This window comes from Frankia sp. CgMI4 (assembly GCF_001756285.1).
In the GTDB taxonomy this organism is placed as follows: domain Bacteria; phylum Actinomycetota; class Actinomycetes; order Frankiales; family Frankiaceae; genus Frankia; species Frankia casuarinae.
The window spans coordinates 1-23142 of the sequence record NZ_MAQZ01000073.1; the positions used below are offsets into that span (position 1 = coordinate 1).

Annotated in this window: 20 protein-coding genes; 14 read left to right on the top strand and 6 right to left on the bottom strand. The window is 72.4% G+C overall.

Annotated features, from left to right (window positions below; all coding sequences use genetic code 11):
• Nucleotides 1-1488: 1488 nt before the first annotated feature.
• Complete coding sequence (locus Manayef4_RS12665; RefSeq protein ID WP_023842160.1) at nt 1489-2352, top strand: tetratricopeptide repeat protein; 864 nt, start codon at nt 1489-1491, stop codon at nt 2350-2352.
• Between the two features lie 101 nt (nt 2353-2453).
• On the opposite strand, the gene Manayef4_RS12670 is transcribed toward Manayef4_RS12665, so the two are convergent.
• Nucleotides 2454-3785: a DUF1015 domain-containing protein gene (locus tag Manayef4_RS12670; RefSeq protein WP_011437550.1), complete on the bottom strand. Its 1332-nt coding sequence runs from the start codon at nt 3783-3785 to the stop codon at nt 2454-2456.
• A gap of 496 nt (nt 3786-4281) precedes the next feature.
• Between Manayef4_RS12670 and Manayef4_RS12675 the strand changes: the two genes are divergently transcribed.
• Both Manayef4_RS12675 and Manayef4_RS12680 read left to right on the top strand, forming a co-directional pair.
• Nucleotides 4282-4800: a tetratricopeptide repeat protein gene (locus Manayef4_RS12675; RefSeq protein ID WP_308726852.1), complete on the top strand. Its 519-nt coding sequence runs from the start codon at nt 4282-4284 to the stop codon at nt 4798-4800.
• Nucleotides 4797-6146, top strand: coding sequence for an HAD-IIA family hydrolase (locus tag Manayef4_RS12680; RefSeq protein WP_023842157.1), 1350 nt, complete (start codon nt 4797-4799; stop codon nt 6144-6146). Before Manayef4_RS12675 ends, Manayef4_RS12680 begins: the two co-directional genes overlap by 4 nt.
• Before the next feature lie 41 nt (nt 6147-6187).
• On the opposite strand, the gene Manayef4_RS12685 is transcribed toward Manayef4_RS12680, so the two are convergent.
• On the bottom strand, nt 6188-6526 hold the full coding sequence (locus Manayef4_RS12685; protein WP_011437547.1) for an alkyl sulfatase C-terminal domain-containing protein: 339 nt from the start codon (nt 6524-6526) through the stop codon (nt 6188-6190).
• Nucleotides 6527-6884: 358 nt separating this feature from the next.
• On the opposite strand from Manayef4_RS12685, the gene Manayef4_RS12690 reads away from it, so the two are divergent.
• The 6 genes from Manayef4_RS12690 (at nt 6885) to Manayef4_RS12715 (ending at nt 13632) form a co-directional block, all read left to right on the top strand.
• Entirely contained in the window at nt 6885-7172 is a 288-nt protein-coding gene (locus Manayef4_RS12690) for a hypothetical protein (RefSeq protein ID WP_070131744.1), read from the top strand.
• A gap of 17 nt (nt 7173-7189) precedes the next feature.
• On the top strand, nt 7190-8065 hold the full coding sequence (locus tag Manayef4_RS12695) for a TlyA family RNA methyltransferase (protein WP_070131745.1): 876 nt from the start codon (nt 7190-7192) through the stop codon (nt 8063-8065).
• Entirely contained in the window at nt 8062-8961 is a 900-nt protein-coding gene (locus tag Manayef4_RS12700; RefSeq protein ID WP_070131733.1) for an NAD kinase, read from the top strand. The genes Manayef4_RS12695 and Manayef4_RS12700 overlap by 4 nt, the downstream gene beginning before the upstream one ends.
• Before the next feature lie 276 nt (nt 8962-9237).
• Complete coding sequence (recN, locus tag Manayef4_RS12705) at nt 9238-10992, top strand: DNA repair protein RecN (protein ID WP_011437543.1); 1755 nt, start codon at nt 9238-9240, stop codon at nt 10990-10992.
• Between the two features lie 193 nt (nt 10993-11185).
• On the top strand, nt 11186-13012 hold the full coding sequence (locus tag Manayef4_RS12710) for a CTP synthase (RefSeq protein ID WP_070131734.1): 1827 nt from the start codon (nt 11186-11188) through the stop codon (nt 13010-13012).
• Nucleotides 13009-13632 (top strand): NUDIX hydrolase, encoded by a 624-nt coding sequence (locus Manayef4_RS12715; RefSeq protein WP_070131735.1) that lies wholly within the window; start codon nt 13009-13011, stop codon nt 13630-13632. Before Manayef4_RS12710 ends, Manayef4_RS12715 begins: the two co-directional genes overlap by 4 nt.
• 57 nt (nt 13633-13689) lie before the next feature.
• On the opposite strand, the gene Manayef4_RS12720 is transcribed toward Manayef4_RS12715, so the two are convergent.
• On the bottom strand, nt 13690-14679 hold the full coding sequence (locus tag Manayef4_RS12720) for a PKD domain-containing protein (protein WP_011437540.1): 990 nt from the start codon (nt 14677-14679) through the stop codon (nt 13690-13692).
• Nucleotides 14676-15281: a hypothetical protein gene (locus Manayef4_RS12725; RefSeq protein WP_023841795.1), complete on the bottom strand. Its 606-nt coding sequence runs from the start codon at nt 15279-15281 to the stop codon at nt 14676-14678. Before Manayef4_RS12725 ends, Manayef4_RS12720 begins: the two co-directional genes overlap by 4 nt.
• An 84-nt stretch (nt 15282-15365) precedes the next feature.
• Here Manayef4_RS12725 and Manayef4_RS12730 point away from each other — a divergent pair, with 84 nt between their 5' ends.
• The gene (locus Manayef4_RS12730) at nt 15366-16643 is read left to right on the top strand and encodes a site-specific tyrosine recombinase XerD (RefSeq protein ID WP_035941971.1); all 1278 of its coding nucleotides are present in this window, start codon (nt 15366-15368) and stop codon (nt 16641-16643) included.
• Nucleotides 16644-16785: 142 nt separating this feature from the next.
• On the opposite strand, the gene Manayef4_RS12735 is transcribed toward Manayef4_RS12730, so the two are convergent.
• A complete protein-coding gene (locus Manayef4_RS12735; RefSeq protein WP_070131736.1) occupies nt 16786-17004 on the bottom strand; it encodes a hypothetical protein in 219 nt (72 codons plus the stop codon).
• A 440-nt stretch (nt 17005-17444) separates the two neighbouring features.
• On the opposite strand from Manayef4_RS12735, the gene npdG reads away from it, so the two are divergent.
• Together npdG and Manayef4_RS12745 are read left to right on the top strand one after the other, a co-directional pair.
• Nucleotides 17445-18128, top strand: coding sequence for an NADPH-dependent F420 reductase (gene npdG, locus Manayef4_RS12740; protein WP_070131737.1), 684 nt, complete (start codon nt 17445-17447; stop codon nt 18126-18128).
• Between the two features lie 67 nt (nt 18129-18195).
• Nucleotides 18196-18993 (top strand): helical backbone metal receptor, encoded by a 798-nt coding sequence (locus tag Manayef4_RS12745; protein ID WP_235463130.1) that lies wholly within the window; start codon nt 18196-18198, stop codon nt 18991-18993.
• 33 nt (nt 18994-19026) lie between these two features.
• On the opposite strand, the gene panB is transcribed toward Manayef4_RS12745, so the two are convergent.
• On the bottom strand, nt 19027-19917 hold the full coding sequence (gene panB, locus Manayef4_RS12750) for a 3-methyl-2-oxobutanoate hydroxymethyltransferase (protein WP_011437534.1): 891 nt from the start codon (nt 19915-19917) through the stop codon (nt 19027-19029).
• Between the two features lie 350 nt (nt 19918-20267).
• Between panB and Manayef4_RS12755 the strand changes: the two genes are divergently transcribed.
• Both Manayef4_RS12755 and thrS read left to right on the top strand, forming a co-directional pair.
• The gene (locus Manayef4_RS12755; protein WP_254665624.1) at nt 20268-20963 is read left to right on the top strand and encodes a TetR/AcrR family transcriptional regulator; all 696 of its coding nucleotides are present in this window, start codon (nt 20268-20270) and stop codon (nt 20961-20963) included.
• 190 nt (nt 20964-21153) lie between these two features.
• Nucleotides 21154-23136: a threonine--tRNA ligase gene (gene thrS, locus Manayef4_RS12760; RefSeq protein ID WP_070131738.1), complete on the top strand. Its 1983-nt coding sequence runs from the start codon at nt 21154-21156 to the stop codon at nt 23134-23136.
• Nucleotides 23137-23142: the final 6 nt, after the last annotated feature.

The window sequence follows — 23142 nt, forward strand, 5'->3', positions numbered from 1 at the left end:
GCCGATGGTACTGCATGGGGGACTGTGTGGGAGAGTAGGACGCCGCCGGACGTATACGAGTGTGGGGCTGTCTCCCTAGGGAGACAGCCCCACACCCTTTGTCACGCCCTTTTTCGGCATGGTCACCGGGTGGACCCGGTCATCACCGGTCCGGACGTCGTATCGTTGAGGGTTGTGGCATCACCGCACCATCGTGGACCCGGGTGAACGTCGTGGACCCGGGTGAACCCGGACCGACGTACCTACGCAACATCCGAAGCACAGCCGACGATCTCGGGCGCCGTGGTGTCCGCGTCGGAAGCCCGGCGGCCTGAGGGCGCCTCCGGATCACGAGGGACCCGCAGCCGCAACCGCGGTACCTGCGGGATGAAAGGGAAGTTGCCGGTCATGCCGAGGGAAGACAGATCCAGTCAGCGAGGCGGGACGACGCCGTTCACGTCCCCACACCCGCAGCGGCGTGATCGGGACGCTTCAGGTGATCGTGGCACGCCGGCAGAGGGACGTCGCGCCGGGCGCCCGGTGCGTGGCGATGCCCCGGGCGTAAGGCGGGGCGGCGGATCCGAGACCGGCGCGTCGCGCGGACAGGGGGGTCCCTCTCAGGGCGCGCGCCAGGGTGCGCGCGGCGGCGGGCAGGGCGGTGCGCGGGGAGGAACGCGGGGCGGGGCGGGCCAGTTCCGCCGCGGCCCGGAGGGCCAGGGCCGGCCGGACCGCTCCAGGGGTTCGGACTCCAACACCCGGTACGGCAACGCCCGGTACGGCGCATCGCCGCGTGCGGGCGATGCGGGATCCGCCACTTCCTCTTCCTCCTCGGCCGCCTCGTTCGTCGACCGCCGCCCGGGTGGGGCTCGGCGTCCGGAGGGGACGGGGACCGGCGGTGGGCGTGCTCCGGCGGCTGGCGGTGAGCGCTTTTCCCGAGCCGACGGCCCGCGCGGTGACCGGGGCGTGAGCGGTGACCGGGGCGCGAGCGGAGCCTCCGCCCGCAACCGGGTCGCCGCCGAGGCGGCTTGGCGCGAGCGTCGGGGTCGGCCGGGAGCGGAGGAGACCGGCCGGTCCGGAAGGCCGAGTAGCCGTCCCGACCACGGCAGACCGGGGCGCGACTCCTCGGTATCCCATCGGCCCGGGCAGGCCCGGGCCGGCAGCGACGGCCCGCGGCCCCGGCACGACGGCCCTGAACGGCCGACTCACGGCAGAGTCTGGCGTTCCGATGGCGACCGTCCCGCGGGTACGCGCTCGGCCGGCCCGCGGCCCGGCGGCGATCGAGGCCGGGAGTCCCGGGGGCCCCGGGACACCAGCGGTGGAGGGGACCGCCGCGACGGCGCCGCTCGCGCCGAGCGCCGTGGCCGGCCGTTCACCGAGGCTTCCAGGCCCGGGGGCGGCGGCCCCCGCGGCGGCCCCCGCGGCGGCCGTCCGACCGGGCCTGGCCGGACTGACAGAACCGACCGGGCTGGCCGGACTGATCAGACTGAGCAGGGCAGCCGGCGGGCCCGGGTGCCGGCTCCGCCACTTCCCGACGAGGCCCGCGCGGACCTGCTGGACCACGACGTGCGCCGGTCCCTTCGGGGGCTGCCATCGTCGCTCGCCGACACGATCGCCCGCCATCTCGTCGCGACCGCCCTGCTGCTCGACGACGATCCCGCCCGCGCGCTCGCCCACGCCCGCGCCGCCGCCGATCGGGTGCCGCGCCTGCCCGCGGTGCGCGAGGCGGTCGGTATCGCGGCCTACCATGCGGGGGAGTACGCGACGGCCCTGGTGGAACTTCGGGCCGCTCGTCGGATGGACGGTTCCGCGCACAACCTGCCGCTGATGGCGGACAGCGAACGGGGACTGGGCCGGCCGGAGCGTACCGTCGCCTACCTGCGGGATCCGCAGATCGACCAGCTTGATCCGGCCGCTCGGGCGGAGATGCTCATCGTCGTCTCCGGGGCCCGCCGGGACCTCGGTCAGCCGGAGGCCGCCGTCGTGTTGCTGCGGGATCTGGCCACGGCCAAGACGCCGCCCGCGCCGTGGACCGCCCGCCTCTGGTACGCCTATGCCGAGGCGCTGCTTGCCGCCGGTCGTCCAGAGGAGGCCGCACGCTGGTTCACCTCCACGGCTGCGATCGACGAGGGAGAGACCGACGCCGACGCCCGTGCGTATCTGATCATGACTGGTCGGCCTCTCCCCGAGGAGGACGAGGAGGCTGCCCAGGACGGCGCGGATCTCCTGCTCTCGGATCGGGCCGATCCCGACGCGGACGCCGGGACCGAGGCGAACGTCGATCAGGACATCACCGGCCATGATCTTACTGATCATGGCACCGGCACCGGCACCGAGGCTGCTCCCGAGGCCGAGGCGACGGAGACCGGGAGGTAGGACCGTTCGGCCGAGGACCACTCCGCCCGGTATCCGTGGGTCCGCGGGGAGACGGACCGTGTGTACGCCGGTCCTACGTACGCCGGTCCTACGTACGCCGGTCAGTCGTCGAGTGGACGCAGCACGAGTCCGGTGCGCGGCTTCGGGGTGAACAACGTCGACTTGCGCGGCATCCGCTCGCCGGCCTCGGCGACGGCCGTCACACCGGCGATCGGGGTGGGGTTGAGCAGCAGCGCGGTACCTCCYGCCGCAGCCGCCGCGGCGATCGCGGCCGGCGCGTCGTGGTGGTAGTCGACCACGCCCACCGTGTCCGTCAACCCCCAGACGTCCACGATCAACGCAAGATGAGCGACGGTGACGTCGAGTCCACGGAAGGCCGCCGACCGTTCGGGGGGCAGACTACGGGTGAGCAGGTCGGCGTCGGGCTCGGTGAGCAGGTAGGCCGCGGTGCCGTTGGTGACCACGAACGCGTGCCCGCCCTGCCCGGCCTTGGCCAGTTCCTCCACCAGCGCGTCCGGGTCCGCGCCTGCCGGCCCCACGCCACCGGCATCCCCGGCGGCGGTACCACCCTCGCCGGGCCCGGCGAGCTGACGCACGGTGAACACCTCGGCGGCCCGCCGCACCGCCTCGGTGAGCCCGAGACCACGCACTACCCGGTGGATGGCGTGCACCTGGGGCCCCGAGACGGTCGCGTCGACGAGGAAGGCCAGACCGAAGTCCCAGGGGCCCGAACCATCCCCGGCGGCGTGCCGTTCCGCCTGGTACTGGCGGTAGGTGGCGTACCGATGGTGGCCGTCCGCGATCACCGCGCGCCGGGGCAACAGGTCCGCGGCGATGGCGGTGAGGACCGCCGGATCGTCGATGGCCCAGAGCCGGTGCGTCACCCCGTCGTCCGTGGACGTCTCCACCAGCGGCGTCGTGGCGATCACCATCGAGACCACCCGGCTGGTCTCGCCGCCGCCGGCGTAGAGCAGGAAGATCGGTTCCAGGTTCGCGCGGGTCGCGCGGGTCAGCGCCAACCGGTCTGAGACCGGGCCCGCCATGGTGTTCTCGTGCGGGAGGATGATCCCCGCATCCGGATCGGTCAGCGCGACCGCCCCGATCAGCCCGCGCTGGGCGTGGCCGGCCCGCTCCTCCTCGTAGACGTAGACGGAGGCCTTCTCGTCGCGACGCAGCACTCCGCTGTCCAGCCATGCCCGCAGCGTGCGGGCGGCCCCGTCGTAGTCCTCCCCGGGGAGGATGAGCCGGACCACGTTGCGCTCGTCGCGCGCTTGGAGCTCCGCCCGTTCGGCGTCGTCGATGACGTCGTAGGGCGGGGAGGTCAGCGGGGCGAGGTCCGGCCCGGAGGACGGAAATCGTGCGGCCCGGAACGGGGCGAGCACGAGACCCGCCGGAGCGGGAACGGGACGATCGGCGTCAACCATGAGCCGCATCGTAGGGCCCCGAGAGTGCGGACCCGGTGTGACCCGGGAGTGCCCTCGCTGCTGACCGCCCGTGTTCCGGCCGGCCCGACCGGGCGAGAGGAACATTTCACCACCTTCCCGTAGTGCGAGCGTGCCATCGGAGCGGCGGGACGGTGGACAGCGCACACCTGATCGTTATGGGGATCTCGAGGTACGTTGGGCGGCTTTGCGGCGACACTGGAGCTGCGGACCTCGAGGATGTGCCTGGCGCTTGGCGCCCGYGKTGGCGAAGCCGGACGGAGTGATTCCGGATCTGGCGGTGTTCCTCGGGTGAGAGGCGGTGATGCGCATCGAGGGCGCCACGGTGCGGCGGAGTCYGGCGCGTGGCCTGGCGCGTGGCCTGGCGCGTGGCCTGGCGCGAGGCCCGGCGCGAGGTCCGGCGCGTGGCCTGGCGCGAGGTCCGTGCYCGGTGCTCAGGATTGGTGTGGCGAGGAGACAGATGATCGTCCGTGTCGTGGAGGTGAAGATGTCCGAGGAGACCGGCCCTCCGGGGGATGTACCGGACGAGACGCCCGGTGGGCTGCCCGCCCGCAGACGACGTGATAGATCCAGCTCGGTGCCGTCCGATGTGACGTCCTGGGTGGATGACAGTGCGGACCGGTCCCGGCCGGGACCGGCGGGTGAGGTCTACGACTGGTACACCCGGGGGATGGCGCTGCTCGGCCACGGGGACGCCAATGCCGCGGTGCAGCTGCTGGCCCACGCCGTCGCGGCCGAACCCGCCTCACCGAGCGTGCGGGAGGCGCTGGCCCGGGCACAGTTCACCGCCGGTCAGTACGGCGCGGCCCGGGAGACTTTCGCCTGGATCGTGGACCGGCATCCCACCGACGACTACGCCCAGTTCGGCCTCGGGCTGTCCGCCCGCAAGATCGGTGATCTCCGGGCGGCCGTGGAGCATCTGGCGCTGGCCGTGGCGATGCGTCCCGACATCCGACACTACGGTGTCGCGCTGCGTGGCGCCCGCGCGGCGTTGGCTCGAGCATGACCCGGCCGGCCGCCGTGCCCGCGCCGGCGCACGAGACCACGTCAACCAGCCCTCCGTCAGTCAGCCCTTCCGCGGTCTCCTCCGCTTCGTCGTCCTGCGGCTTGTCCGGTTCCTCTGTGTCCTCTGTGTCCTCTGGTTTCTCCGTGTCTTCCGGCGGCTTCCCCGGGCCGTTGCGCGGGACGGACCGGCCGCTGGCCGACCTGTTCGACGTCGCCCTGATGGATCTCGACGGTGTCGTCAACCGTGGGGCCGCCGCCGTGCCACACGCGGCCGGCACCATCGCAGCCGCGGGCCGCCGGGGGATGCGCACGGTGTACGTCACGAACAACGCACTGCGCCCGCCGGCCGAGGTCGCCGCCCGCCTGCGCGGCTTCGGCGTGCCGGCGCAAACCGAGGACGTCGTCACCTCGGCGCAGGCAGCGGCGCACGTCCTGGCCGAACGGCTGGGCACCGGATCCCGGGTGCTCATTACCGGAGGGCGGGGACTTCGACAGGCGGTGATGGAGGAGGGCCTGGTCCCGGTGGACTCGGCCGAGGACGATCCGGCGGCGGTGGTCCAGGGGTTCGACCCGGATCTCACCTATGCCCGCCTCGCCGAGGCGGCCTATGCCATCCGGGCCGGAGCACTGTGGATCGCCAGCAACGCCGATCGCACCGTGCCAACCGAGCGGGGCGTCGCGCCTGGTAACGGATCCGTCATCGCCTTCCTGCGGGCCGCTACGGACCGCGAGCCGGTGGTGACCGGCAAGCCCGAGTCGGCGATGCACCGCGAGTCGATGCGGCGCAGCGGAGCCCGGATACCCCTCATCGTCGGTGACCGGCTCGACACCGACATCGAGGCCGGTCACCGGACGTCGACGCCGACCCTGCTCGTCTTCACCGGGGTGACGACCCCCGGAGACCTGCTCGCAGCTCCCGCTCCGCACCGTCCCGACTTCCTCGCCGCGGACCTGCGCGGGCTGCTCCGGGCGGCGCCACCGGTGGAGGCCGTCCCGGAGCTGGGGAACCACGCCTATCGTTGCGGCGCCTGGAGCAGCCGGGTCGAGGAGGGGACGCTGCACTGGTCGGGTGAAAGCTACGGGCTGGGCGATGACGCGTCGGATGGCGATCGTTCAGGCGGCGGTCATTCCGGTGGGGATGCGTCAGACCGGGATATGTCGGGTGACGACACGTGGAACGGGGACGGCACCGACGGGCTGGACGGGCTGCGGGCCGCCTGCGCCACGGTCTGGTCCGCCCTGGACAGCGGCGTCGCCGTCCACGCGATCGCGGCGCGACGCCCACCGGGTTGCGAGGACCTGATGGCTCCGGCGCCCCGGGCACCGGAGCCCGTGGCGCTCGCCTGAGTCCCGGCGCCTTGGAGCATCGTCGGTGAACAGGCGCATCGTCACAGCAGCGAGCGGACCCGCAGCAGATCCCACACGCTCGCGTCCACCTTCAGCCGCCCACTGGCCCAGGCGGTCATCGCGGGAAGCCTTCCCTCGGCGACCGCCACCAGGTCGTCGCTCTCCAGCGTCAGGGTGATCTGGGCGTCGTCGCGGCTGCCTTCGCCAATGTGCCGCAGGCAGCCGTCGCGCAGCTCCCCGGAGAAGACAGCGCCGAGATCGGGGATACGACAGACGATGACGCGATCCGGGGCGCGCGGGGGACGGCCGTCGGCGGAGAGCCCATCCAGGCGGGCGGCGAGAGCATGGAGCGCGGCCTCGCACTGCGACCTGTCGGCCATCCCGGCCGGTCCTCCTCTCGGCCTGTTCGACCTGCGCCCCTCTCGGCCCGGCGTGCCGGGACACTAGCGTGAGAGTAGGTGTTCCGGTCGGCCTGTTCGACCTGCGCCCCTCTCGGCCCGGCGTGCCGGGACACTAGCGTGAGAGTAGGTGTTCCGGGCGGGACGACCCGCGTGGTGGGCGAGTTTACACCGGTTGCGAGCCGATCTCCGGTGGTCCTGACGGACCCGGGGTGAGGTCCCGGGCCGGCCGAGGGCGGATCCGGCCGGACGAGGAGTGGACAGGACATGAGATTCGTCGCATGACGCACGTCGCCAGGGTCCGTCGCGTCAGCGGCCGTGAGTGCGGGAGGCTGACAACGTGAACACCGAGAATCTGCCTGCCGAGGTTCGCGGCGCCCTCGGCCGGCTGGACATGCTCGACGTCCTACCGACGGCCGCGCATGTCGAGGTCTTCGAGGAGATAAACCGCCGGTTGGCCGGGGCACTGGCGGACCTGGACGGGAGCGCTGACCAGGTCAAGGGTGCTGACCAGGTCAAGGGCGTCGGGGGCGCGGCCGGGCCGGGCGTGCCCGTTCCGGCGCGTTGCGGGGCGCGTCCCACGGGAGGGCCGCGGCCCGGGCCGGGCAYGATCCGGCCGGCGCGGTGAGTCGCTCCGGGGTCGCGATGTCCCGCCGGACACGTCTGGACAGCGAACTTGTCCGTCGTGGTCTCGCCCGGTCCCGGGAGCAGGCCGTTGCGGCGATCACCGCGGGTCGGGTGCTGGTCGGCGRCATTCCTGCCACGAAGGCTGCCACGGTGGTCGACGGATCCACCTCCATCGCGGTGACGAAGGGGGACGATCCCGGCTACGCCTCCCGCGGCGCGCACAAACTTCTGGGTGCCTTCGAGGCCTTCGGGGTCCCCGCACCGGGGCCGGAACCGGGGCCGGGTGCCGAAATCCCGCGTTCGACCGGCCCCACGCTGGTCGTGGCCGGTCGTCGGTGCCTGGACGTCGGTGCCTCCACCGGCGGCTTCACCGACGTGCTGCTGCGGTACGGGGCGGGGACCGTCGTGGCCGTGGACGTCGGCTACGGGCAGTTGCTGTGGCGGCTGCGCTGCGACCCCCGGGTCCGCGTGCTCGACCGTACCAACGCCCGGAACCTGACGCCCGCCGAGATCGGTGACCGCGTCGACCTGGTCGTCGGGGACCTGTCGTTCATCTCGCTGGCCCTGGTGCTGCCCGCGCTGCGCGCCTGCGCGGTCCCGGATGCCGATTTCGTGCTGCTGGTGAAGCCCCAGTTCGAGGTCGGCCGGGAGCGGCTCGGGCCCGGCGGGGTGGTGCGTGACACCGCATTGCACGCCGAGGCGGTCCACGACGTGGCGGCGTCCGYGGCCATGCTGGATCTCGGCGTGCGTGGCGTCACGGCGAGTCCGCTGCCCGGCCCGGCGGGCAACGTCGAGTACCTGCTGTGGCTGGCCGCCGGGGCCCCACCGCTCGACGCGGACGTCCTGGCCGGGGCGATCGCCGCCGGCCCCGCGGGACCGGGGCGCCGGGCATGACGCGGGAGATCCTCGTCGTCACCCATCCCCGCCGCTCGGTGGTCCGGGAGAGCGCCCATCGGGTCATCGAGGGCCTGGCCGCCGCCGGGGTGTCGCCGCGGGTGCTGCGGGACGAGGCGGAGATGCTCGACCTGACCGCCGCCAACAGCGTGCCGCACGACGCCGACGCGGCCGTCRGGGTGGAACTGGTGCTGGTCCTCGGCGGCGACGGCAGCCTGCTGCGCGGCGCGGAGCTGGCCCGCACCGCTGACGCCCCGCTGCTGGGCGTGAACCTCGGGCATGTCGGGTTCCTCGCCGAGGCCGAACCCGACGCGCTGGAATCCACCATCGAGCACGTCGTCCGCAAGGACTACACGGTCGAGGAACGCATGACGGTAGACGTCACGGTCCGGCGGCGTGGCGAGGTCACCTATACCGGCTGGGCGCTCAACGAGATGTCCCTGGAGAAGGCCGAGCGCGCTCGGATGCTGGAATGCGTGTTGGAGATTGACGGGCGTCCGCTGTCCCGGTGGGGCTGCGACGGGGTGATCTGTTCGACGCCCACCGGATCCACCGCCTACGCCTTCTCGGTCGGTGGTCCGGTGATGTGGCCGGGCGTCGAGGCCCTGCTGGTCGCCCCGATCAGCGCGCACGCGCTGTTCGCCCGGCCGCTCGTGCTGGCGCCGACCTCCGCGGTCGCCGTGGAGATCCTGCCGCCGGTGCCCGCGGTCCTCTACTGTGACGGCCGGCGGTCCGTCGAGGTGCCCCCCGAGTCGCGGGTCGAGGTGGTCCGCGGCCGCCGACCGGTGCGGCTCGCCGTGGTGCACCCGCTGCCGTTCACTGATCGTCTTGTTGCCAAGTTCGGCCTTCCGGTGGAAGGTTGGCGGGGACGCAACCAGCGTGCCTCCCCCGCGTAGCGGCTTCGCCGCGACGCGGGGACCCCTGGCCCTGGGCGCCGTTCGGGGTTTCCGTCAGCTCGCCTTCGGCGAGCTTCCTGGGGTGATTGTCGGGGGGCTTCGCCGCGACGCGGGGACCCCTGGCCCTGGGCGCCGTTCGGGGTTTCCGTCAGCTCGCCTTCGGCGAGCTTCCTGGGGTGATTGTCGGGGGGCTTCGCCGCGACGCGGGGACAGCGATGTCGGATCTTCCGCCTCTGCGATATCGGCCTCCGTCCTGGTGACGCTAGAGTTCGGGGCGTGCTMGAGGAGATTCGCATCCGCGGCCTCGGGGTCATCGACGATGCCGCCCTCGACCTCGCTCCCGGCCTCACCGTGGTGAGTGGCGAGACCGGAGCCGGCAAGACCATGATTGTCCAGGGGCTGGGACTGCTCACCGGCGGGCGGGCGGATTACGGTCTGGTCCGGCCCGGGGTCGATCGCGCCTTTGTCGAGGGTCGGCTCGTCATCGGTGCCGAGTCGGCTGTCGCGGCCCGGGTCCGCGAAGTCGGCGGCGACCTCGACGAGGATCCGGGGGGCGCCGTCCTCGTCGTCGGTCGGACCCTGACCGCGGAGGGCCGGTCCCGGGCGCAGGTCGCGGGCCGCTCGGTTCCGGCGAGTGTCCTCGCCGAGATCGCCGAGGAGCTGATCGCCGTGCACGGCCAGTCCGAGGCGCAGCGCCTGCTCAAGCCGTCCACCCAGCGTGACGCGTTGGACCGGTTCGCCGGTTCCGCCGTCGCCGGGCCGTTGGCCCGCTACGGCGGTGTGTACCGGGAGCTGACCCGGGTCAGTCGGCAGCTCGCCGAGATCACCGACCGGGTGCGTGAACGCGAGCAGGAGGCGGAGCTGCTGCGCATCGGCCTGGACGAGGTGGAACGGATCGCCCCCAGCCCCGGTGAGGACGTCACCCTCGACGCCGAGCTGACCAAGCTGGAGCACGCGGAGACCCTGGTGCGGGCGGCGCGGACCGCGCACGCCGCGCTGATGAGCGATCCGGCCACCGGGTCGGACGAGCCCGGTGCGGTCGATCTGGTGGCCGCGGCCCAGCGGGTCATCGCCGGCGAGTCCGCCCTTGACGCCGAGCTCGCTGCCCTCGGCACGCGGCTCACGGAGGTGGGGATGCTGCTCACCGACGTCGCCGCGGACCTCGCCTCCTACGCGGAGGGCATCGATGCCGACCCGGTGCGCCTCGCCGACGCCCAGGCGCGCAAGGCCGCCCTCACCAGCCTGACCCGGGCGCACGGCACCGGCATTGACGGCGTGCTGGCCTGGGCGGACCAGGCCGGGCGCCGGTTGCTGGAACTCGACGGCGCCGGGGACAGCGTCGAGGCGCTCACCGCCCGGCGGGACAGYCTGACCGCCGAGCTGGCCCGGCTCGCCGAGGAGGTCAGCGAGGCCCGGACCAAGGCGGCGGCCCGGTTCGGTGCGGCGGTCGCCGCCGAGCTCGCCGGGCTCGCGATGCCCCGGGCCCGGGTGGAGGCCGCCGTGTCGCAGCGCGACGATCCAGCCGGTCTGCCGGTCGGCCTGCGGGTCGTCGCGTTCGGACCGTTCGGCGTCGACGACGTGGAGCTGCGGCTGATACCGCATCCCGGGGCGCCGCCGCGGCCGGTCCAGAAAGGCGCGTCGGGCGGTGAGCTGTCCCGGGTCATGCTCGCGATCGAGGTCGTCCTCGCCGCCGCCGACACCGGTTCGACCATGGTCTTCGACGAAGTGGACGCCGGGGTCGGCGGCCGGGCCGCGGTGGAGATCGGCCGGCGCCTCGCCCGCCTCGCCCGCACCCATCAGGTGATCTGTATCACTCATCTGCCGCAGGTCGCCGCCTTCGCGGACCGTCATCTGGTGGTCCACAAGGCCGACGACGGATCGGTCACCCGTAGCGGGATCGTCACGCTCGACGACGCCGGCCGGGTGCGGGAGCTCTCCCGGATGCTCGCCGGCCAGGAGGAGAGCCCGCTGGCCCGTGGGCACGCCGAGGAGCTGCTCGCCGCCGCGGAGGCCGACAAGGCGCTGCCGTAGTGCCACCGCGGTCGGGAGGTCGGACATCCTGCGGTGGTCCAGGCAGTCACCGAAGGTGATAACCGAGGGCCATGACTCACCCTTATGGCAGAGTCCCCGCATTGCGCTGGAGGCGTCGCGCGGGGGAGCTGTTACCGTGAAGTCCCGTGGAGGCGCCGGGGCCGGACCGGCGGCGTAACCACGGGAGCTTCGGGTGGGTCAGGCGCATATCACCAAACACATCTTCGTCACCGGCGGGGTTGCGTCCAGTCTCGGCAAGGGACTGACCGCGTCGAGCCTTGGTCGACTACTCAAGGCTCGTGGACTTCGTGTCACGATGCAGAAGCTCGACCCCTACCTCAACGTGGACCCGGGAACGATGAACCCGTTTCAGCACGGTGAGGTGTTCGTGACCGACGACGGGGCCGAGACCGACCTCGACATCGGCCACTACGAGCGGTTCCTCGACGTCAGCCTCGACGGCAGCGCCAACGTGACGACGGGTCAGGTCTACTCGGCCGTCATCGCCAGGGAACGCCGCGGCGGCTATCTGGGCCAGACCGTCCAGGTCGTCMCGCACATCACCGACGAAATCAAGGACCGGATCCGGCGGCTGGCCGATGACTCCGTCGACGTGGTGATCACTGAGGTCGGCGGGACCGTCGGGGACATCGAATCGCTGCCCTACCTGGAGGCGATCCRTCAGGTACGCCACGAGGTCGGTCGGGACAACGCCCTGACGGTGCACGTGAGCCTGGTCCCCTACCTCGCCCCCTCCGGAGAGTTGAAGACCAAGCCGACCCAGCATTCGGTCGCGGCGTTGCGCAGCATCGGCCTGCAGCCCGACGCCGTGGTCTGCCGGTCCGACCGGCCGCTGCCCGATTCGCTCAAGAAGAAGATCGCGATGATGTGCGACGTCGATGACGAGGCCGTCGTCGGGGCGCCGGACGCGAGTTCCATCTACGACATCCMCCGGGTGCTGCACCGCGAGGGCCTCGACGCCTACGTGGTGCGTCGGCTCGGGCTGTCCTTCCGCGACGTCGACTGGACRGAGTGGGACACGTTGCTGCGGCGGGTGCACCACCCGGCCAACACGGCGACGATCGCGATCGTCGGCAAGTACGTGGATCTCCCCGACGCCTACCTCTCGGTGACCGAGGCCCTGCGCGCCGGCGCCTTCGCCACCGACACCCGGGTGGACCTGCGGTGGGTCACCTCGGACGAGTGCTCTTCCCCGGATGCGACGGCCACCCTGCTCGACGGGATCGACGGGGTCATCGTTCCCGGTGGTTTCGGGGTGCGGGGCATCGAGGGCAAGCTCACCGCGCTGCGGCACGCCCGCGAGAACGGCATTCCGACCCTCGGTATCTGCCTCGGCCTGCAGTGCATGGTCATCGAGGCGGCCCGCAGTCTCGCCGGCCTGGAGGCGGCGAACTCCACCGAGTTCGCCCCCGAGACCCCCCACCCGGTGATCTCCACGATGGCCGACCAGCACGAGGTGGTGGCCGGCACCCGGGACATGGGCGGCACGATGAGACTGGGCCTGTACTCGTGCGTGCTGGCGCCCGGCACGCTCGCCCAGCGTGAATACGGCGCCGCCGAGGTCGCCGAGCGCCACCRGCACCGGTACGAGGTGAACAACGACTATCGGCACCGGCTGGCCGCCGCCGGGCTGGTCTTCTCCGGGACGTCACCGGACGGCCGCCTGGTCGAGGTGGTCGAACTGCCCGCCGATGTGCATCCGTACTACGTCGGCACCCAGGCACATCCGGAGTTCCGGTCCCGGCCGACCCGGGCCCATCCGTTGTTCCGGGGTCTCGTCGCCGCGGCGGTCGCGCATGCGGACCGCCGCCGCGGGATGCTGCCGGTGGACCTGCCGAGCGAGGACGCCCCCACCCCGGAGAACGGCGTCCCGGAGAACGGCGCCGCGCAGACCCGCGGCGTCACGGCTGGTCGATCCGGCGGGAGTATCCGCCGGGGCGCGAGCGCGTCCCGGCCGAGCGTCAGCTCCAACGGCACCGCCGCGCTGGTGTCCCCGTGACGGCGACCCCGCACCGGTACGAGGTCACCGAGAGCACCCTGGCCTACCAGGGGAGGGTCATCTCCGTCCGCCGCGATCAGGTGCGGATGCCGGATGGCGACATCTCGCAGCGTGATGTGGTGGTGCATCCCGGCGCCGTGGGGGTGGTCGCCCTCGACGAGGCCGATCGGGTGGTGATGGTCCATCAGTACCGTCATCCCGTCGGTGGTCCGCTGTGGGAGCTGCCCGCCGGCATTCTCGACGTGCCGGGCGAGCCGGCGTCCTCGGCCGCCGCGCGGGAGCTGGCCGAGGAGGCCGGGCTGCGCGCCGACCGCTACGATCTGCTGGTTGACGTGTGGGCCTCGCCAGGGATGACCGACGAGGCCTACCGCCTCTTCCTGGCCCGCGGGCTGCWCGAGATCCCGGCCGCCGAGCGGTACGTGCCGGTGCACGAGGAGGCCGAGATGGGTCTCGCCCGCATCGACTTCACCGACGCCGTCGAACGGGTCCTGCGCGGTGAGATCACCAACGCGATGGCGGTCATCGGGCTGCTGGCCACGGCCCGGGCACGCGCCGAGAACTACGCCGGTCTGCGCCCACCCGACGCACCCTGGCCCGCTCGTCCCGCCCACCGCGGCTGAGCCACCGCCGCGCCGCGGCCCCCGTTTCTCCGCGGTGGCGTCGGTCCCGCGGTGGCGTCAGTCGTTGTGGACCAGCACGCCGGCGGCCTCGTCGACGACGAGGCCCGCCGCGGCGGCGAGGGTCACCGCGGCGATCGGGAACGCCTGCGCGACCCCGGGAACRGTGAACGTGCCATCCCAGGTCACCGCGAGGGTCACCTGGTACCGGCCCGGCCGGGCGTAGCCGTGCGCCACGTAGGCCTCGGGATGATCGCGCGGTGAGATCGCCGGGTCGTAGGGCCGGCCGGGAGCGTCCGGGCCGGTCTCGCCGTCGCCGAACTCCCAGTGATAGTGGGGAACGGCACTGATGGTCGCCACGACCGGCTGGTCGACGTTGAACGTGAACGAGTCGGGCACCGGGGTGTAGAGGATCGTGGCCAGGTTCGCGAAGCTGCGGCCGGACGGCGCAATGACGATGGACGGCTTCGGCAGGAGTCTCTCGCGCAGGTAGTTGGCGAGCGCGGCCTGCACCTGGGCGATCGGCACCGCGCCGGCGGGCAGCAGGTAGTTGAAGCAGCCCGCCACCGCCTGGTCGTACTGGGCCCGCGCCTGCGCGTCCATCGCCGGATCCGGCCCGACCGCGGTCAGCAGGTCACAGACGGCCGCCGGGTCGTCCGGACAGTCCTGGCCGCAGGCCGCGCTCCGCCGGGCCCCCGAGCCGGTCGGGATCCCGACGCGCTCCAGCGCTCCGTCGTGGTAGCGGTACTGGTAGCCGTTGTCCGTGGCCCGAGTGTCACAGGTACCCCACAGCGCGCCGACGCAGGGCACCGGGACGGTGCGTCCGGGCGCCGCGGCGGCGGGCGTCGCGCCGCCGGCGAGGCCGGTCAGGCCGACCAGTAGCAGCGCGCCGACCGCGATCAGCGCCGGGCGCGGGATCGTGCGGCGCCGGGCGGCGGTGGTCGTGCGGGCGGCGGTGGTCGTGCGGGCGGCGGTGGTCGTGCGGGCGGCGGTGGTCGTGCGGGCGGCGGTGGTCGCGTGCGGGCCGGTCGTCCCCGGGCCGGTGGTCATGCCTGGGCCGGGGCGTAGCGCAGGGTCTGGATACGCCAGCCGTGGTCGGTGAGCGACAGCTCGGCCGTGCCGACCCGGGTCGGCACGGCCGGGGCGTCGGAGACCCGCCGGCCCGCCGGGTCCAGCAGCCCCACCGCCCGGGTCCGCACGGTGAAGTCCACCTCGGTGACGAGCCCGACCCGCGGCCGGGCGAGCACGTCGCTCAGCTGATAGGCCGGCCCGTCCGCGCGCAGCCCCCGCTGCTGGAGCGAGCGGGTCACCCCGACGTCGAGGGCGCAGGGCTGGCAGCCACCGAGCGCCGTCGGCGCGATAACCGCGACCCGACCGGCCCGCGCGGCCTCGTTGATCTCGTGAAAGTAGCCCTCGACCGTGCGGGTGGCGGCTGCGGGCGTGTCATCGACCGAACCGGGGGCCGAACCGGAGACGGAAGGGCCGCCGGAGACGGCCGTGCCCCGGTTCTGGGAACCGGGGCGGGCCGGGATCGCGGCCCCGGACGGCTCGTGCTGGTCGCCGCCGCAGCCCGCGCCCGTGAGGATGACGAGCATGGCGATGACGACCCCCAGCCGTGCGGCGTACCGTGACGACCCGTTGCCCGCCCGCACAAGTCGCCAGGATAGCCGCGGAAACGCGGTATGTGGATAGGCACCAACGGAGAACGGGGGGCAGGTCCTACTATCAGTTCGATGATGGGAGTCACCGACGGCGACCGGGTATTCCGGCTGCGCCCCCCCGCGGCCTCGGCATCCGGCGTCGGCGGGTCCTTGGATCATCGTCCGTCGGCACCTCGGCCCGGCCCGGACGACCTGGCTGGGCCGGACGACCTGGCTGGCCCGGACGACCTGGCTGGCCCGGACGACCCGCCCCGGCCTGCGGATCATCGAGCCGGGTCCCAGCTGTCCCAGCTGCGTGGCACGCCTGCCGGCGTCATCGAGCGCTATCTCCACCATCTGGAGGGCGAACGCGGACTCGCGCGCAACTCGGTACTCGCCTACCGTCGCGACCTGCGCCGCTATTGTGATCATCTCTCCGCATGCGGTCTGCCCTCGTTGGACGCGGTCGGTGAGGCGGAGGTTGCCGGATTCGCCGCCGTGCTGCGCACCGGTGACGACACGCACCCGCCGCTTGCCGCGGCGTCGGTCGCGAGGATGCTGGTCGCCGTCCGGTCGCTGCACCGCTTCGCGGCCGACGAGGGTGACGTCCCCGAGGACGTGTCCCGGCCGGTTCGACCGCCGACGCCTCCCCGGCGGCTACCGAAGGCCCTGAGCATCGACCAGGTGGTGGCCGTCCTCGCCGCGGCCGCGGGTGCGCCCCCGCCGGGATCCCCGCCGCCGTCCGGGAGACCGCAGCCGGTGGAACCGGCCGAGGCCGTCCGTCGTCTGCGAGCGACCGCGTTGCTGGAGCTTCTCTACGGCACCGGGGCCCGGATCTCGGAGGCCGTCGGTCTCGACGTCGACGATCTCGATCTGGAGGCCGCCTCCGTGCGCCTGCATGGCAAGGGCGGACGTGACCGGATCGTCCCGCTCGGTCGGTACGCCATCGCCGCGGTGGCCGACTACCTGCGGGTGGGGCGGCCGACGCTGGTCGCCCCCCGCTCGGGGCCCGCGGTCTTCCTGTCCCGCCGCGGTAATCGCCTGTCCCGGCAGAGCGCGTGGTCGGTGCTGCGTACGGCGGCGCTCGCGGCCGGTGTGGAGGGGGTCTCACCCCATGTGCTGCGCCATTCCTTCGCCACCCACCTGCTCGACGGCGGCGCCGACGTCCGGGTGGTGCAGGAGCTGCTGGGACACGCCTCGGTCAGTACCACCCAGATCTACACCCTGGTGACGGTGGACCGGCTTCGCGAGGTGTACGCGGCCTCGCATCCACGCGCCTTGGGCGCGGCCCTGGGCTCGATCGGTCACCACTCCCGGACCTGGGGCCCGCGGACGGACCGGTGCGTGACGGGCCCGTGCATGACGGACCCGTGAGTTTCGCCGGGGCACCGCCCCGGTTCTGAGCGATGGTCGGTGTCCCGGGCRGATGTCCACCCGGGACTGTCCCCGTGAGAACGCGCCAAGTGGCGCGATGCCGTCGCGTGGGGACAGGTGGACCGGCGCGGCACGTGGATGCTCAGGATGGGGTGTACGGCCCCAGGCTGGGCATCCCGTTGGAAGGGGCCGAGGCGGGAACACCGCCGACACCGCCGACCGTCTGCGTGCTGCGCTCGGCCAGGGTTTCGCCCACCTTGCGGGCGATCGCTTCCATCAGGCGCAGTGCCTGCGRCAGCGACAGGTTCAGCACCACTTCGCTGTCGTTTGTCATCGCGAAGCGAACCGACACGTCCGCCATTGCTCGACCTCTCTCGCCTGACTCCGAAGATCTKCTCGATGTGTGTGAAACGGAACGGTACGGCCCATCTGAGACCAATGCGCGCGCGGGGTTCCTGGAAGTACCGGCGGTTTCGCTTTTCGTGTCTACTCGCTCACCAAGTGTCGCGGTCCAAGAGCTGTWGCTGTCAGTCACGTGGGCTGCTCCTCTGCCGGTGGCGACGTGTATGGACCCGGTCGATCCGGATCTCCCCGCGGGGGGCGAGCTCGGAAAAATCGGGCACGTAGCTGTCCCGTTGTCTCTGCATAGTCCCTCATTGCAAGGAGCTGTCCGCAAGGGGGTGTACTTGTCATGCATCGTCATGTCGGAGGGTGAACGGGTTGGTTCCCACCGTTCTGGGAACGCTTTCACGGGTGTCACGCAGCCGGGCGGCCAAAGCCCGGATCGGGCAGGATGGCAGGGTGGCTTCGACTGACCGCGTCCGGCCGGACGTCCCCGCGCTGACCATCGGTATCCTCGGCGGCTCGGGTCCGCAGGGCGGGGGCCTCGGCCTGCGGTTCGCCGCCGCCGGCCATCTCGTACTGATCGGGTCCCGCTCGACCGAACGCGGCCAGCAGGCCGCGGCCGCGCTCGCGCGCCCCGGCCTGCGCATCGAGGGCGCGGGCAACGCCACGGTCGCCGAGCGCGCCGATGTCGTCATCATCGCGGTTCCCTGGGAGGGCCATCGCCAGACCCTGGCCGCCCTGCGGGAGCCATTGGCCGGGAAGATCGTGATCGACTGCGTCAACCCCCTCGGCTTCGACAAGGGGGGTGCCTTCGCGCTCGCGGTGCCCGAGGGCAGCGCCGCGCAGCAGGCGGCCGCCGTCCTGCCGGACAGCACCATCGTGGCGGCCTTCCACCACGTCTCCGCGGTGCTGCTGGCCGATGACGCGGTCACGAAGATCGACACGGACGTCCTGGTCCTCGGCGACGATCGGGCCRCCACCGATCTGGTGGCCGCGCTCGCCGAGCGCATTCCCGGCATGCGGGGCATCTACGCCGGCGCGTTGCGCAACGCCGGTCAGGTCGAGGCGTTGACCGCGAACCTGATCTCGGTCAATCGCCGGTACAAGTCACACGCCGGCCTGCGGGTCACCGATGTCTGAGCGGCGTCCGGACGGGCTACGTCCGGACGTGGCACGTTTGGATGTGGCCCGTTTGGATGTGGCCGCGGTGGCGAATGGGCGGGAAGGAGAGGCGGGGACGGCCCCCCGGGACGACCTGGGCCACCCGGTGGCGGTTCCGGCGCGGGTGGAACGGATCGTCTCGCTCGTTCCCAGCCTCACCGAGTCGATCGCCGTCACCGCGCCCGGTCTGCTGGTGGGTGCCACCGACTGGTGCAGCCATCCCGCGGGGCTGGCCGTCGCTCGGGTCCGGGGGACGAAGAACCCCGACCTCGACACCATCGTCTCCCTGGCCCCGGACCTGGTCTGCGCGAACGCCGAGGAGAACAGGGAACCCGACCTCGCCGCGCTGCGCCGGGCCGGGTTCGCCGTGTGGGTCACCGCCCCCACCACGGTCGATCAGGCTCTGGTGAGCCTGGACCGGATGCTGCGCCTGGCCTGCGGGTTGGCTCGTCCCGGCTGGCTCGACGTCGCCCGGCAGGCCTGGGCCGTGCCGGCCGCCGGACCGCGACGGCGGGCGTTGGTGCCGATCTGGCGCCGGCCGTGGATGGCGGTCGGCCGGGACACCTTCACCGGCGACGTGCTGCGCCGACTGGGGGTCGACAACGTGCTGGCGGACTCGCCGGACCGCTACCCTCGGATCGATCCCGCGGCCGTCCCGCCCCATGACCTGGTGGTCCTGCCCGACGAGCCGTACCCCTTCAGCCCGTCGGACGGGCCCGAGACCTTCAGCGCGCCCGCGGTCTGCGTGTCCGGCCGCCTGCTGACCTGGTACGGCCCGTCCCTGGTCGATGCGTGGTCCGTGCTCGCGGCGGCGCTGGCCCGGACCGGCGATGGACCGGGGTGACAGCGCCGCCGGCACCGCCGGCCGGGTGACTGATCAGTAGCTGTGCTCGATCGTCGGGTACCTGCCGTCCCGGACGTCCGCGCGGTAGGCTCGGGCGGCGTCCGCGAGAATCGTGCGCAGATCCGCGTACCGCTTGACGAACCGTGGCGTGCGGCCGCCGCTCAGCCCGGCCATGTCCTGCCAGACCAGCACCTGGGCATCGCATCCCGAGCCGGCTCCGATACCCACGGTGGCGATGCGCAACTCCTTCGTCACCCGGGTGGCCAGATCGGCGGGAACCACCTCGAGCACGACCGCGAACGCGCCGGCCGCCTCGAGCGCCAGCGCGTCGGCCAGCAGGATCTCGCCGGCCTCGTCGCGGCCCTGGACCCGGTAGCCCCCGATGGTGTGGATGCTCTGCGGGGTCAGCCCCAGATGCCCGATAACGGGGATGCCGGCGCCGACCAGGGCGTCCACCGCCCGGACCACCCGGGAACCGCCCTCGAGTTTCACCGCGTGCGCCCCGCCCTCCTTGAGGAAGCGGGTAGCGCTCGCCAGTGCCTCGGCAGGCCCCCCCTGGTACGACCCGAAGGGCAGATCGGCGACGACCATCGCGTGCGGTGCTCCGCGGACCACCGCCCGGACCAGCGGCAGCAGCTCATCGACGGTGATCGGCACGGTCGTGTCGTAGCCGTAGACGACGTTGGCGGCCGAGTCCCCGACCAGCAGGACGGGGATCTCCGCCTCGTCGAAGACGGCGGCGGTGGTGGCGTCGTACGCGGTCAGCATCGACCACTTCTCGCCCCGGTTCTTCGCCGCGGCGACGTCGCGCACTGTGAAACGGGACCGGAGTGGCCGCGGCGGCGTGGTCGGCGCGCCGTAGGGCGTCGCCGCCGGGTCCGCCGGGTGGGGCGCCGGGTGGGTGGGTGTGTCTGAAGCATCCATGAGCGCTCCTGTACGTCCGTCCGGGCGCTGGGCGTCCCGGCGTCCCCCTCATGCTGCCACCAACGGCCGCCACGCGGAGAGCCCGTGGTGGAGCAGATCCACCCAGCCCCGAGGTGGCTGTTCGGGCTGGGGCGTTCGGGCGGTGGTTTCGTGGTGGACCGTGGCCCGATCGGGGTGGAACGCGACGCACGCCACGCCGCTGCCATGGCAAACGGATGCGTCTTGACCGGCTGGGACGTATGCTGATCTTGAAGTGCGGCGAGAACGTGCGGCGCGATCAAGGTGGCGGGTGGCCTTTCCATGCGGATGCATCGGCACGGCGGCGACGGAGCGGGCGGGGGATCAGGCCGGTGTCCCGCCTGATGGCCACCCGGGACGTGCGCGCTGCGCATCCTCGGCGACCGTCCGACCGGGTGCCCTCCGGGGTCCGCGTCTCCCGCGCTCCCGGTCGTCCGAGGGACACCCGCTGCGATGAGGCGATCATCGATGCCGCGCTGCACGAGCTCGCGACGGTCGGCTTCGCGAGCCTGTCGATGGAGGCGGTGGCGACCAGCGCCGGGGTCGGCAAGGCGACGGTCTATCGCCRGTGGCCAACGAAGGACGCCCTGATCGGGGACGCGTTGGACACCCTGGCCGACAGCCTCGACGCGGTCGAGACCGGCTCCCTGCGCGACGACCTGGTGGCCTGGCTGAACGCGCTGCGCCGGCACAACCTCCAGTCGTTGTCCGGGCGGATCATGCCGAAGCTCGTCGCCGAGCGGAGCACGCACCCGGAGTTGTTCGCCACCTACTCGCAGAAGGTGATCGAGCCGTCGCGGGAGAAAGCGGCCGCCATGCTCCGGCGCGGCATCGAATCGGGGGAACTCGCCGCGGACGTCGACGTCGACCTCGTCGTCGACATGCTGGTCGGGCCGGTCGCCTATCGGCAGTACATGAGTGGTGACTGCGAGGTGAGCGGAACGCGGATCGCGAAGATCGTCGACACCATCCTCGGTGGCATCCGCTGCCGGCAGGGTGCGCGGCCGACGGCGGAGGCGCCCGCGTGACGCTGAGCCACGCTCGTCACGCTGAGCCGCACCCGTCACGCTGAGCATCCCGCTCGCCGGGGGCACCATGCGTCCGCGAGTAGCATCGCGAACGGGCCAGGAAGGCCCGCCGCGGGGCCGCCTGCCGGCCGGCGACGCACCGGCGACGCGATCCCCGCATCCGTGTTCCCAGCGCAACAGGAGAGATTCGGTGTCCGACGTCCGCGTTACCGTTCAGCACGCCCAGCGCAGCGATCCGCGGGTGGTGCCGACCGGGACGACGRCCGCCGAGCTGTTCGCCGACGACCGGAACGTGATCGCGGCTCTGGTTGACGGTCAGCAGCGTGATCTCGCTCATGTTCTCGCCGACGGGGTCGTCGTCGAGCCGATCATGATCGACTCGCCGGCCGGGCGGGCGATCGTCCGGCACTCCACCGCGCACGTCGTCGCCCAGGCGGTCCAGGAGCTCTTCCCGAAGGCACGCCTGGGCATCGGGCCGCCCATCGACGACGGTTTCTACTACGACTTCGACGTCGAGTCCCCGTTCACCCCGGACGACCTCAGGGCCATCGAGAAGAGGGCGCAGGCGATCATCAGGGCCGGCCAGCGCTTCTCCCGGCGGGTCGTCACCGAGCCCGAGGCCCGCGCGGAGCTCGCTGACGAACCGTACAAGATCGAGTTGATCGGGCTGAAGTCGAGTGACACGGCGGCCGACGACGCCGAGGCGAGTGTCGAGGTCGGGGCGGGCGAGCTGACCATCTACGACAACCTCGACGCGAAGACCGGCGAGCTGTGYTGGAAGGACCTCTGCCGCGGGCCGCACGTGCCCACCACCCGGGCCATCCCGGCCTTCGCGATCCTGCGTTCCGCCGCGGCCTACTGGCGGGGGAGCGAGAAGAACCCGCAGCTGCAGCGCATCTACGGCACCGCGTGGGAGTCGCGCGACGCGCTCAAGGCCTACCAGACCAGGCTGGCCGAGGCCGAGAAGCGCGATCACCGCAAGCTCGGCGCGGAGCTTGACCTGTTCTCGTTCCCGACCGAGATCGGCCCGGGGCTGGCGGTCTTCCACCCCAGGGGCGGCGCGATCCGCACCGCGATGGAGGACTACTCGCGGCGCCGGCACATCGAGGCCGGGTACTCGTTCGTCAACACCCCGCACATCACCAAGTCGGAGCTCTACCAGATCTCCGGGCAYCTGGACTGGTTCGCCGAGGGCATGTACCCGCCCATGCAGCTCGACGGCGGCACCGACTACTACCTCAAGCCGATGAACTGCCCGATGCATATCCTGATCTTCCGGTCGCGGGGCCGGTCGTACCGGGAGCTGCCGCTGCGGCTGTTCGAGTTCGGCACGGTCTACCGCTACGAGAAGTCCGGCGTGGTCCATGGCCTGACCCGGGTGCGCGGGCTCACCCAGGACGACGCGCACCTGTTCTGCGCCCGCGAGCAGCTACCCACCGAGCTCGACAGCGTGCTGACGTTCGTGCTCGGGCTGCTGCGCGACTTCGGGCTGACCGACTTCTACCTGGAGCTGTCGACCCGGCCGGCGGGCAAGGCCGTCGGCACCGACGAGGAGTGGGCGCAGGCCACCGAACTGCTGCGGGAGGCCGCGCAGAAGCAGGACCTGGAACTGGTGATGGACCCGGGCGGCGGTGCCTTCTACGGGCCGAAGATCTCCGTGCAGGCCCGTGACGCCATCGGCCGGACCTGGCAGCTGTCCACCATCCAGGTGGACTTCCAGCTGCCGCGGCGCTTCGGCCTGGAGTACCAGGCCGCGGACGGGACCCGGCAGCGGCCGTTCATGATCCATCGGGCGTTGTTCGGCACCATCGAGCGGTTCTTCGCCATCCTGCTGGAGCACTATGCCGGGGCACTGCCGCCGTGGCTCGCGCCGGTGCAGGTGGTCGGCATCCCGATCACCGACGAGCACGTGCCGTACCTGGACGAGGTCGCCCGGCGGCTCGCCGCACACGGCCTTCGGGTGGAGGTCGACTCCTCCGACGACCGGATGCAGAAGAAGATCCGTACGGCGCAGAAGCAGAAGGTGCCGTTCATGCTGCTGGCCGGAGATTYCGATGTCGCCCAGGGTGCGGTGTCGTTCCGTTTTCGAGACGGGACGCAGCGTAATGGCGTGCCGGTGGACGAGGCCGTCGCGGAGATCCTCGACGCGGTGGAGCGCCGCCGCCAGGTCTGAGCCGCG